We start from the raw sequence: 11717 nt of genomic DNA, 5'->3' as shown, positions 1-11717 counted from the left end.
TACAGTACAAAGATGCTGGTAAAGAGTACGCTATATTAGCAATTCAGATCACACGCTTTCATCTTGCCAATTGACACAATTTAATAGGTTTATTAACGTTAACTCTTATGTTGTTATACGAGAGGTATAGATTGGCTGGTCACTTTTTTTCATCACAATTTAGCGAGTTAATTACTAAGCTCGAACAACTTCGCAATGTGCCGATCTGTGACCCTATCGTGCAGTTATCTGTAGAGACTGCTGCGCTGCCATTAATATCCTGGTTAAGCGCTCAAACCATATACCCAAAAATCTATTGGCACGGCCGCGATAGAAACGAAGATGTCGCCGCCATAGGCTCATGCAAAACGTTTTATTTTGCCGACCAAGTTGACGACAATGCCCTAGCGCAAATTTATCAACAGCAACGCAATAAAACCAATCATCAAGATATTCGTTATTATGGCGGTTTAGCGTTTGATCGCACTGTAGAATGTTGGCCTGAGTTTGGTCGTGCGCACTTTATATTACCCAGAATTGAATTACGCCGTAGCGGTAATCACGTCAGAGTATTAGTGAATCTTAATTTTGAAAATGGTGAGCCTGAAGACGAAATACAATCTGCCCTAAATGCTATCGCAATGGTGCAAAAGCCACGTCCTTTGTCGCCGCCGAATAAACTCACATTAATGGGTCGAAGTGATTTACCTAATTTTTCACGTTGGAAAGAGTTAGTTGAACAAGTCACTCAAGCAAATTTTATCAACTCAACACCTAAAGTCGTATTATCACGCCACAGCCAAATAGATGTAGATGACAATATTGACCCGTGGACAGTACTAGCATGTTGGCAAGGCCGTAATCCGAATAGTTTTCAATTTGGATTCCAATTTAGCCCTGAACGCGCATTTATTTCTTGCTCACCAGAACGGTTATATTTACGTCGTCAACAGGAACTGTTTACCGAAGCATTAGCAGGAACAACTGTCCGAGGGCTCAATCCAGAAGAAGATAATGTACTGGCACAGGCATTATTAGATGACATTAAAAATAGCCATGAAAATCAGTTGGTCAGAAAACATATTGTCGATGTGCTCACACCGTTAAGCCAATATGTAGGTGCTGATGAGCAACCTAAAATTTTCAAGCTTAATCATATTCAACATTTGCACCGTGCTATTCGAGCGCAGTTAAAGCCAGGTGTTAGTGATTTTGAATTACTACGCGCACTGCACCCAACTCCCGCAGTGGGTGGATTACCGCGCGAGGCTGCACTGAACTTTATTCGCCAGCGTGAAGGTTATGCAAGAGGTTGGTATGCTGGAGCTTGTGGTTATTTAAATCATCATGAATCAGAGTTTTCAGTCGCAATTAGAAGTGCACTGATAGAGCCGAGAAGAATCAATTTATTTGCTGGCGCAGGCATTGTTGCAGGCTCAGATCCTGAAGCTGAATGGCAAGAACTGGAAAATAAGTTAGCCACAGTTCTGTCTATTTTAATCGACTTTTAATCTTCCTCAGCGAACTAAAACCAATAGCGTTATCCTCGACGAAATCTTTCGCTTGTGCAAAGCACATGCTATTATCCCGCCCCCGCGTTTGCCAACACCTTGGTATTGCCTTCAATATGGCCTAACTAATGGATGTGTGTAACGTAAACTCGGCCAATAAACTACAATAATAATAATCTCTATAACAGACGTAAGCTTATTTTTTTAACGGCGGCTAAATAGCCTCGTTAGCATAAGTACTTACTGCTAACTAAATTCATAGCGGGTTCCCTCACCCCGCGCTAACCCAATTAAAAAGGCCACAATATGTTGACGTTAACCCAGGCGAAATATCGCCGAGCACTGATGCTATTAGTCAGTTTTCATATCTTAATTATTTGCGCAAGCAACTACCTTGTCCAACTGCCATTTCAGCTATTTAGCTACCACACCACTTGGGGGTGCTTTTAGCTTTCCATTTGTATATCTAGCGACTGATTTAACCGTGAGAGTTTTTGGTCAGCAAGCCGCTAGAGGCATTATCCTCAAAGCCATGATACCGGCACTTGTCGTGTCGTATTTAGTCGGCGTATTGTTTCATCAAGGTCAATTGCAAACGTTTAGCGCTTTAGCTGAGTGGAATAATTTTGTATTTCGTATCGCTTTTGCCAGCTTTGTGGCTTACTTAATTGGCCAGCTCATGGATATCACTGTATTTGCAAAATTACGTCAGGCCAAAGCTTGGTGGGTCGCACCTGCAGCATCGACATTAATCGGTAATTTAGTCGACACCTTAGTATTTTTCAGTGTAGCGTTTTATGCCTCAAACGATGCGTTTATGGCAACACACTGGCCAGAAATAGCCACTGTGGATTACGCCTTTAAGCTGATAGTGAGCCTAGGTTTGTTTTTGCCCGCTTATGGTGTGTTACTAAAAGTGCTGCAAGACAAGATTCTACTTAATAACAGCAACGATAATGACAACGTAGTTATCCAAGTAAGCAAGTAAGTGAGCATCATAGTATTTGCGTAAACGTTTAATCTAGATGATAGGTTTAATTTAGATAATAGGTTTAATTTAGATAATAGGTTTATTTAAATGATTGCTTGATTTACATAAGCAGTTAATCAATAAAAGCGACTGTCGGCTTAATTAATTATGCCGACAGTAAGCGACATTGATGCGGCGTTTACAATGTTTTCGACAGCTGGGATGACGACATTCCGTTTTGATTCTCACCTGAGGCTATATAACTAAATAGTGTAGATTAAAGCGGATTTACACAGAACTTCACTCTATATCTCTGCGCAGTAGCTCTAGTAAGGCTAATAGTATATTCCGACAGCACAAACCCATTTGCCATTACGCTAAACAACGCTGAAATCCACATAAAAATAGTTTCATTTAATAAACCCATCTAAATATAATGGCAAAAGGCTAATAGAGAAAATATTTTCCTTATTAATCAATGACTAACCTAATAATTTTAAGAAGTTATATATAAAAATGAAATTTATGACGATAAACACTTGCAAATACAAATGAGAATGATTATTATTAACTTGCGTTCCAAAGCTCGGTTTGCTAAATAGAGACTTCATCACCTTTAATTAGTCTGCAGAGTTCGCAAGCACGACATTGCTCACACACTCTTTGTGGCCGGGTTAATCACCCGGCTTTTTTTTGCCTATTTTTTGCCTATTTCTTGCCTATTTAGTAAAGTATTTTACTGTGTACTGTCACCAAAATGTAGGCCTTCATAAGGCCCAAGCTGCTGATCATCTTTGGCTTTATGGTAAAGCCCAATGGTAAATATCGTGCCAGTGCCTACCGTCGAATTCACTTCGATCATCCCGCCAAGTCGTTTAATAATCCCATAACTCAGAGATAACCCTAAACCAGTACCATCTTTACGGGTGGTATAAAATGGATCAAAGATACGACTCAAATCTTGTTTCGAAATCCCCATCCCTTCATCTTCAACTTCAATTTTTACCCCAATAGCGATTCCGTCTTCTAGCCAGTCGTAGGTTCGTAGCCAAATCCGTCCTTTATTCTCAATCGCATGGGCAGCATTAACCATTAAGTTAATCAGCACTTGTAATAGCTGAGGTCGATTGACTTCTACTGAACCTGTAGCCGTAAACTCCTTGATCAACTTCACTTCTTGTTGCTCAATAGAGTGACGCGCTAATAACAGCATCTCTTCAACAATTGGCGTCACAGGTTGTAATGTTATCGGCGCATTAAACTCACCAGGACGGCTATATTGCAGCAGGCTACGGATGATAGTCGTTATCCTACCGACTTGTTGAATAACCAATTCAATTTCTTCTTCGACTATCGCAGCATTGTCACCCAGCTCATATTTTAATAGCTCCATGTTCCCCAAGATAACGGCAGTAGGATTATTAATTTCGTGGGCAATACCGGCAATCAGTTCGCCCAGTGCGGTCAGTTTTTCGTTAGTCACTAATTGCTGTCTGGTGGCATGCAACAACGCAACATTGCGTTCGAGCTCTTCTGTTTTATCTTGCAAGCTGCGGGTACGTTGTTCTACTTTTATTTCCAACTGCTCTGCTGCCGCTTGAATTTGAGTATTACGTCGCTGCAACTGATCTAACATTCGGTCAAATTGCTCGGCCAAATGCGCCAACTCGTTATCACCGTTGATGTCTAATTTACCAATTCTGACATTTCGACCAGACTGTACTGCGGTAACAACTTGGTGAATATATTCAATAGGTTGAAGTAAACTATTAGCAGCGCGATAAACTAAAAACCCTGAAATCAATAACACGAAAACTAAAATAGTGCCGAGCTCGATAATATTGAGTAAATAATTATGTAAAAAAGGCGACTCAGAGAAGCCCGCATACACCATCCCAACCCTTTTGCCACGAACATCGAGTAAAGGTAGATAACCCGAGATATACCAATCATTAAGTACAAAGGCACGATTTATCCACGTTTGACCTTCCATCAGTACTTGCTGATAAACCTCATCAGACACTAAGGTCCCCATGGCTCTATTGGATTTATTGCTGTCTTTTGGAAACAACTCCATAGGCACGTTGGTGCTAATGCGAATATTATCCAAAAAAAGGGTTACGGTACCGATTGAACGTTCAGGCAAAGTGCCTTTGCCGTATACTAAGTCACGAATACTATCGACTATGTCGGTATTGTGGTTAAACAACATCCCACCATCTAAATACCAAAATACATTTCCCGACTGATCGGCTATTGGCAGTAGCGTTCGACTTAATAAACCTCGGGTTTCCATGGTTTGTTTAGGGTTTTTAGCATGTAATGTCGGGATCAATGTAATTTGAGCTTGTTTTGCTAAACCTGAGTTAATTCTTTCGAGACGTTTGGCTGGCAATACCATTAAACCCGAAAAAACCTTCTGTTTGGTTTGATGTAACATCAAACGTAAATCAGGATCTCCAGCGGCATCGGCAACACTAATTAAACGTAAAAAGTCTAACCCTAACTCTTTTTTCTGTTGTGCCAAAAGAATATTTAATGCACTTATCGCACTTGGATTAGGTTGTTGCTCACTGTGTTTTATTAGCCTAAATGCATGTTGAAAATCCCATGATTCACTTATCGAGTCGAGCTTGTCTTGTTGGCGTTCCTGCACTTGCACCAAGGTACTATTAGCGACAACCAAGTCAGCCTTTACCTTCATAAACAATTGCTTACCTGTGTATATAACATTCCAGTAAATGGTAATAAATACTAAGCTAATTAAGGTTAATAAGATGGGTAATGATGTCAAAAACAAAATCCGATAACGCACTTTGGCTTGCATTTGCAGCCAACTAATACCGAAAACTCGCGTAAAAACACCAGTAGAATGCACCACTATTATTCTTCCTCAAGGCCTTGTTTTTCATGGGTTAGCCAATCTTTAAATTTTCTATCTAATGTTTTTCGTGACACTCCTAAATCTCGCGCGGCAGCAGATTTATTACCACTATGGCTATCGACCACTTTGGTCACATGTTGTTTTTCAACTTCTTTTAATGGCCAATTTAACGGGTAGCCCATCGCATCATTCACCATAACTGACACTGGTTTTTTCCAATATTCCGCAGGCGGTTTGCCTAATAAGATGCAACGTTCAATCATATTACGCAGTTCACGAATGTTACCGGGCCAATCATGCTGTTGCAGTACTTGTAGGTCTTCGTGACTCCAAATAACATCTTTAATACCCAGCTCTTGTGACAACTGCAAGGTAAAGTAATGAGTCAGCTCAACAACATCTTCTGGCCGAGAGCGCAAAGATGGAATAACAATGTTCAATACATTCAAACGATAAAATAAATCACGTCTGAAACGACCCGCTTCAACTTCATCAATTAATAAACGATTAGTGGCCGCGACAACGCGCACATTAATATCGATTTCTTTTTCACTTCCTACAGGACGAATAGCACGTTGCTCAAGCACTCTGAGTAAAGCGGTTTGCATGTTCATCGGCATTTCGCCAATTTCGTCCAAAAATATCGTGCCACCAGAGGCATAACTAAATAACCCTTCACGATTACCTTTAGCCCCGGTAAATGCGCCCGCTGTATGGCCAAATAGTTCACTGGCTAACAATTCAGGGGCGATGGCACCACAGTTTACTGGGACAAATGCACCACTTCGGCCACTCTGTAGATGTAATTGTCTGGCCACCAGCTCTTTACCTGTGCCTGATTCGCCCTCAATTAGTACAACTGCGTTAGTCGGTGCGATGCGTTCAATGACCTCTTTCACATCACGGATAGCTTCACTGTTGCCGATAATGGTGGATGACTGTCCGTGCGATAGTTCTCGCCTTAGCATAAAATTTTCACGCTTTAGCAATCGTTTCTCGATACAGCGGTCAACGGCGGTAATCATTTGTTCTAAGTGAAACGGTTTCATAATGAAATCAGAGGCGCCAGCACGTAATGCTTTGATTGCCACATCCATATCAGCATAACCGGTCATAAAAATGATATCTGATTGACGATCTGGATCATCTAGCGCTTCATGCCACTCGATACCTGAACGATCGGGCAATCGAATATCAACAATCAATAAATCGAAATGGCCGTGACTGCGTAATTCTTCTGCTTGGGCAATTGTGGAGGCGGTTTCTACCAAGGCAAACTTCTTTGCCAAGGCTTTCATCAAAAAACTACGCATGCCAGGCTCATCATCAACGATAAGAACCGACATAGTGGTCTTGCTTACTGGGGAAATATGTTCATTTGGACTCATAAATGGACTCTTATTTGGACATTTTGACGCGCTTTTCACTACTGTATCATCGAAATCACAACACTTGGTCACTATGAACCACAGAAAAGTGATCGTGGGACAATTTGTCTAAGATAAATGATTAAAGCTTGGGAGCAAGTTCACAGTTTCGATTTTATGCGTGAACTGTATTTGCATTAACACTGCTTGGCATCTAACTTGCTTATTGCATTAGTAATTAAGCAAAACGGCTTAATGTTTTGTACAAGTTTTCAGTATGAACATCATGATTATTAATATATCAAGGAGCGGCAATGTTAAAACTCAAAGCAAGCGTTAGTATTCTGTTGGCGGCATCGGTACTCAGTGGAGCAATGTTCAGCCAAACTGCACTCGCAAATGAAGTGATCAAGTTAGCGACCACAACCAGTACTGAAAACTCAGGATTACTTGGGGCGCTGTTGCCAAAATTTGAAGCGGAATCAGGCTATAGTGTACAAGTGATTGCTACGGGTACAGGTAAAGCATTGAAGCTGGCAAGTCAGGGAGATGTTGATGTTGTTATGACTCATGCTCCAGAAGCCGAAGCACAGTTTGTTGCTGACGGTTATGGTATTGAGCCTCGCGGAATTATGGAAAATGATTTTATTGTATTAGGGCCTAAAAATGATCCGGCTGGGCTCAAGTCGAGCAAAGATGCCATTGAAGCATTTAGCAAAATAGCTCATAAGCCAAGTAAATTTATTTCTCGTGGTGATAACTCTGGTACTAATATGAAAGAGTTAGCCATTTGGAAAGATGCGGGCGTTAAACCTGAATTTAGCGGCTATACCTCCGTTGGGCAAGGCATGGGTAAAACCTTATTAATGGCCAATGAGTTTCAGGCTTATACATTAGCGGATCGCGGTACGTTTATTGCTTATAAAGCTAAGCTAGACCTTAATATTAGTTTTGAAGGTGGCGCGGAATTAGCTAACCCTTACCAAATTATTTTGATCAACCCTACAAAATACCCAGACTTGAATCATAAAGGGGCAAGAGCATTAAGCGATTGGTTTATTAGCCCTGCAACGCAAACTATGATCAATAATTATAAAGTGCAAGGAGAGCAATTGTTTAAGGCAACTTATAAAAAATGAGTGACGGCTGGTTAGCCCTATTGCAGCAAGCATTTAGTTTGCTGCTATCTTTTGACCCACATGTGTGGGCAATTATTAACATCTCATTTTCGGTGTCTTTTGCCGCGCTGTTGATCACCATTGTTCCGTCGATGATGTTAGGTTTTATCCTCGCGTTTAGTCATTTCAAAGGCCGTTGGATCGTCACTAATTTAGTGCAAACATTGCAATCCATTCCCACTGTCGTGATTGGTTTATTAGTATATTTATTGTTAACTCGCAATGGTGTCTTAGGCGATTTAAAGTGGCTATTCACCCAAAAAGGAATGATTTTAGGACAGATGTTAATTTGTGCTCCAGTATTAATCGCATTGTCGCAAGCCGCTTTTGCCAGTGTAGATCGTAGAGCGTGGGAAACATCTCGTACATTAGGAGCCTCATGGCTACGCGCGGTTTGGACCTTATGTCGTGAACTGCGGGGCCCCTTACTACTCGCCATTATTGCAGCGTTTAGTCGCATTTTAACTGAAGTAGGTTGCTCGATGATGGTAGGGGGTAATATTATGAATGTCACCCGTAATATTCCCACCGCAATAGCACTTGAAACGAGCAAAGGCGATTTTGCACAAGCTATCGCGCTAGGATTAGTCTTATTAATATTAGCGGTAGTGTTAAACTTCATCTTAGGTTCATTGCGAGGCAAAGCCCTCCCAAGGAGTCATTAAGATGACATTATCACATGACTCAGACACCTCTTTGGCCAGTATTCATGCAACTAACCTACTGGTAACCTTTAATCAGCAGAGACTCTTTAGCGCAACTGATTTACATTTTAGCCAAGGTGATGTCATTTACCTGCAAGGTGACAATGGCTCGGGTAAATCGACCTTAATGAAACTCCTCGCTGGATTGATTAAACCAAACCAAGGCCAGATCACCAGCCAGGGTTTTGCGCCTCAAACGTGGTGGCGACCGTCATCTCTTTTAGGTAAAGCGGTTTATTTACATCAACATCCTTATCTTTTTGAAGGCACAGTAAAGTACAACTTAACCTACGCCTTGGATCAGCGGGCTTTAGCGCCTGAACAACGTAAAAAACGGATCCAACAGGCCATTCATATGGCTCAACTCACCGATTTACTGAATCATAATGCTAGCGATCTATCGGGGGGCGAGAGACAACGTCTTGCCATTGCCAGAGCTTGGATAGCACAACCTAAACTGTTAATGCTTGATGAACCGATTTCGAATATGGATAAACACTCACAGCGCTTAGTGCTCGCGATGATTAATCAACTCAAACAAGACGGCACAGGACTGCTAATTAGCAGTCATCAAACCTGTGGCCTGACCGCGTTGTGTCAACAACATTGGCATATAAAGCAACGCACAATTCATACCAGTATTCATGTACCCCAAACAGATGATTTACATGATACCCACACAACGGAATTACATTATGGCACCACAAATTGATGCGGTGATTTTAGCTGGCGGCATGGCAAGACGAATGGGCGGCAATGACAAAGGCTTAGTGGATCTCAATGGCCAAGCGATGATTTGTCATACCATTAATAAGCTGTCGACTCAAGTGGATCAGATCCTGATTAACGCAAATCGAAACCAAGCTCAATATGAGCAATGGGGTTACACCGTTTTCAGCGATCAAGACAGCGGTTATTTAGGCCCTTTAGCTGGAATGGTTACCGCCTTAAAACAGACTCAAGCTGATTATTTACTTGTGGTCCCTTGTGACTGTCCTATGCTGCCAACCGACTTAACAGCAAGGTTATTAGCGGCTTTAGAGCAACAACAAGCCGACCTTGCTGTTGCTAGTGATGGTGAATATGAACAACCCGTAGTGTTATTGCTAAAACCACATCTGGCAGCATCGATGCAGGCTTTTTTAGATGCGGGAGAGCGCAAAATTGATTTTTGGTATCGCCAACATAAAGTGGCAGTAGAAAGTTTTGCTGACCAACCCAATGCATTCGTTAACATCAATACACCAGAACAAAAACAGCAGTTAGCAACGCAAATTGCCAAGTAATTCAGTAGAGGTACTTCATGACAGCATTATTTTCTAATCCATTGTCCATTCCCGTTTTGGGATTTTGTGCATACAGTGGCACAGGTAAAACCACTCTACTTAAACAGCTTATTCCGGCCTTAATTGAACGCGGTTTACGTTTAGCCGTTATTAAGCACGCACATCATAATTTTGATGTTGATGTTCCGGGTAAAGACAGTTTCGAAATGCGCAAAGCTGGGGCAAGGCAAGTATTGGTAGCGTCTCATATACGCTGGGCATTAATGACTGAAGATCCTGTTGATGACGACCCACAATTACAACATTTACTGCGTCAAATTGAAGCAGAAAAAGTCGATATCGTACTGGTAGAAGGCTTTAAAAAACTGGCATTACCTAAAATTGAATTACACCGTGCAGCACATAATAAACCTTTGATTCATATACATGATGACAATATCGTTGCGATTGCCTGTTGTGATGAAACCACAGTACCTGATTCATTAACGCGCTTAGATTTAAACAACGTGGCGCAAATTGCTGATTTTGTACAACACTATCAACAAAATTGGCAGGCAGAAGAGGTCCGCTTGCCGATTGATGCGAGCAAAGCAGCTCAAATGGACGATACGGAAAACAGTCCACATGGCATTAGTGTATCCCAAGGCGTTGCGGCGGTATTAAGTCAAGTTACCCCTATTGTGGACACTGAATTAGTCAGTCTTTTCGATATTGATAATCGCGTACTGGCACATGATATTATTTCTGAAATAAACGTACCTCAACAAACTAACTCAGCAATGGACGGTTATGCCTTTGCGTTTAGTAACTTATCTAATAAACCTCTTAAAATCGTGGCAGAAGTATTAGCAGGACATCATTACTCCAATATGCTGCAAGACGGCGAAGCCGTGCGCATTATGACCGGAGCAACAGTGCCAAAAGGCGCTGACACCATTCAGCCACGAGAGCTAGCAAACGAACAAGATAACCTGTTAACCCTTTTTGAACATGAACACATTATTAAAGGTCAGCATGTACGTCTAGCAGGTGAAGATATTGCTAGCGGTGACGTCGCTTTAGCGGCAGGAAAACGCTTAGGTGCCGCTGAACTAGGCCTACTAGCATCACTTGGATTTGATCGACTACCTTTATTTAAACGCCCTACCGTCGCGGTATTTTCAACTGGCGATGAAGTCAGCCAACCAGGACAAACACTCAAACCAAACTGCATCTATGACTCAAATCGCTATACCGTATTATCGATGGCTAAAAAGCTCGGTTGTCAGGTTATCGATTTAGGCATTATTGAAGATGATGAACACATACTCACCGCGACGTTACGCATTGCGGCAGAGCAAGCAGATATCGTCATCAGCTCTGGCGGCGTATCTGTGGGTAATGCCGATTACATTAAAACGGCACTCGCCAATGTGGGCAACACTCAATTTTGGCGAATTAACATGCGACCAGGTCGCCCTCTCGCGGTAGGGAATATTGACCAAAGCCTATTTTTTGGCTTACCGGGAAACCCTGTGGCGGTTATGGTGGCATTTTTACAGTTTGTGCAACCTGCTATCCGTAAATTAGCTGGCGAACTTCACTGGCAACCTCAGTTTATTCCTGCCATTGCACAGCATGCATTACGCAGTAAAACGGGGCGTACTGAATTTTTACGCGGTATTTATGCTATTGGGTCAGATGGCAGAATCAAGGTAAGTACCACGGGTGCGCAAGGGTCTGGCATGCTCAGCTCAATGGTCAGCGCTAATTGTTTAATTGTTATTGGTGATGATACTGCCAGCATACCTGCTGGCGAGTCTGTGTTTATTCAACCCTTTGCTGATTTACTGTAAGTG

General features: G+C 41.9%; 8 protein-coding genes and 1 pseudogene. 7 read left to right on the top strand and 2 right to left on the bottom strand.

The genetic code is table 11. From position 1 onward, the window contains the following. The first annotated feature begins 107 nt into the window (after nucleotides 1-107). Nucleotides 108-1490 carry an isochorismate synthase gene (locus AAEY94_RS07925; protein ID WP_101088585.1) on the top strand — a complete coding sequence of 461 codons (1383 nt, stop codon included), beginning with the start codon at nucleotides 108-110 and terminating at the stop codon, nucleotides 1488-1490. 306 nt (nucleotides 1491-1796) lie between these two features. Beyond that, nucleotides 1797-2478 (top strand): annotated as a pseudogene (locus tag AAEY94_RS07920) (7-cyano-7-deazaguanine/7-aminomethyl-7-deazaguanine transporter). A 718-nt stretch (nucleotides 2479-3196) separates the two neighbouring features. Here the strand turns inward: AAEY94_RS07920 and AAEY94_RS07915 are convergent. Together AAEY94_RS07915 and AAEY94_RS07910 are read right to left on the bottom strand one after the other, a co-directional pair. Then, nucleotides 3197-5287, bottom strand: a complete 2091-nt coding sequence (locus AAEY94_RS07915) for a sensor histidine kinase (RefSeq protein WP_350978409.1) — start codon at nucleotides 5285-5287, stop codon at nucleotides 3197-3199. A gap of 56 nt (nucleotides 5288-5343) precedes the next feature. Further along, the gene (locus AAEY94_RS07910; protein WP_350978282.1) at nucleotides 5344-6732 is read right to left on the bottom strand and encodes a sigma-54-dependent transcriptional regulator; all 1389 of its coding nucleotides are present in this window, start codon (nucleotides 6730-6732) and stop codon (nucleotides 5344-5346) included. Nucleotides 6733-7085: 353 nt separating this feature from the next. Between AAEY94_RS07910 and AAEY94_RS07905 the strand changes: the two genes are divergently transcribed. From AAEY94_RS07905 to AAEY94_RS07885, 5 genes are read left to right on the top strand one after another with little or no spacing between them, the layout of a single operon-like run. Then, nucleotides 7086-7850, top strand: coding sequence for an ABC transporter substrate-binding protein (locus tag AAEY94_RS07905; RefSeq protein ID WP_502959390.1), 765 nt, complete (start codon nucleotides 7086-7088; stop codon nucleotides 7848-7850). After that, nucleotides 7847-8554, top strand: a complete 708-nt coding sequence (locus tag AAEY94_RS07900; RefSeq protein WP_350978280.1) for an ABC transporter permease — start codon at nucleotides 7847-7849, stop codon at nucleotides 8552-8554. Before AAEY94_RS07905 ends, AAEY94_RS07900 begins: the two co-directional genes overlap by 4 nt. 1 nt (nucleotide 8555) lies before the next feature. Further along, the gene (locus AAEY94_RS07895; RefSeq protein WP_101088590.1) at nucleotides 8556-9305 is read left to right on the top strand and encodes an energy-coupling factor ABC transporter ATP-binding protein; all 750 of its coding nucleotides are present in this window, start codon (nucleotides 8556-8558) and stop codon (nucleotides 9303-9305) included. Continuing rightward, nucleotides 9289-9879 carry a molybdenum cofactor guanylyltransferase MobA gene (gene mobA / locus AAEY94_RS07890; RefSeq protein ID WP_011639329.1) on the top strand — a complete coding sequence of 197 codons (591 nt, stop codon included), beginning with the start codon at nucleotides 9289-9291 and terminating at the stop codon, nucleotides 9877-9879. Before AAEY94_RS07895 ends, mobA begins: the two co-directional genes overlap by 17 nt. A 17-nt stretch (nucleotides 9880-9896) precedes the next feature. Next, a complete protein-coding gene (locus AAEY94_RS07885; RefSeq protein ID WP_350978278.1) occupies nucleotides 9897-11714 on the top strand; it encodes a bifunctional molybdopterin-guanine dinucleotide biosynthesis adaptor protein MobB/molybdopterin molybdotransferase MoeA in 1818 nt (605 codons plus the stop codon). Nucleotides 11715-11717: the final 3 nt, after the last annotated feature.

It is taken from the genome of Shewanella sp. AC34-MNA-CIBAN-0136, assembly GCF_040309945.1.
In the GTDB taxonomy this organism is placed as follows: Bacteria; Pseudomonadota; Gammaproteobacteria; order Enterobacterales; family Shewanellaceae; genus Shewanella.
Note: the sequence above shows the minus strand (reverse complement) of the source record. Positions and strands in the feature narration are given on the sequence as shown.

Bases quoted from the DNA above. Each gene is read 5' to 3' on its own strand.
- AAEY94_RS07925 (WP_101088585.1), top strand. From the start codon at position 108: ATGTTGTTATACGAGAGGTATAGATTGGCTGGTCACTTTTTTTCATCA.
- AAEY94_RS07915 (WP_350978409.1), bottom strand. From the start codon at position 5,287: ATGCAAGCCAAAGTGCGTTATCGGATTTTGTTTTTGACATCATTACCC.
- AAEY94_RS07910 (WP_350978282.1), bottom strand. From the start codon at position 6,732: ATGAGTCCAAATGAACATATTTCCCCAGTAAGCAAGACCACTATGTCG.
- AAEY94_RS07905 (WP_502959390.1), top strand. From the start codon at position 7,086: ATGTTCAGCCAAACTGCACTCGCAAATGAAGTGATCAAGTTAGCGACC.
- AAEY94_RS07900 (WP_350978280.1), top strand. From the start codon at position 7,847: ATGAGTGACGGCTGGTTAGCCCTATTGCAGCAAGCATTTAGTTTGCTG.
- AAEY94_RS07895 (WP_101088590.1), top strand. From the start codon at position 8,556: ATGACATTATCACATGACTCAGACACCTCTTTGGCCAGTATTCATGCA.
- mobA (WP_011639329.1), top strand. From the start codon at position 9,289: ATGGCACCACAAATTGATGCGGTGATTTTAGCTGGCGGCATGGCAAGA.
- AAEY94_RS07885 (WP_350978278.1), top strand. From the start codon at position 9,897: ATGACAGCATTATTTTCTAATCCATTGTCCATTCCCGTTTTGGGATTT.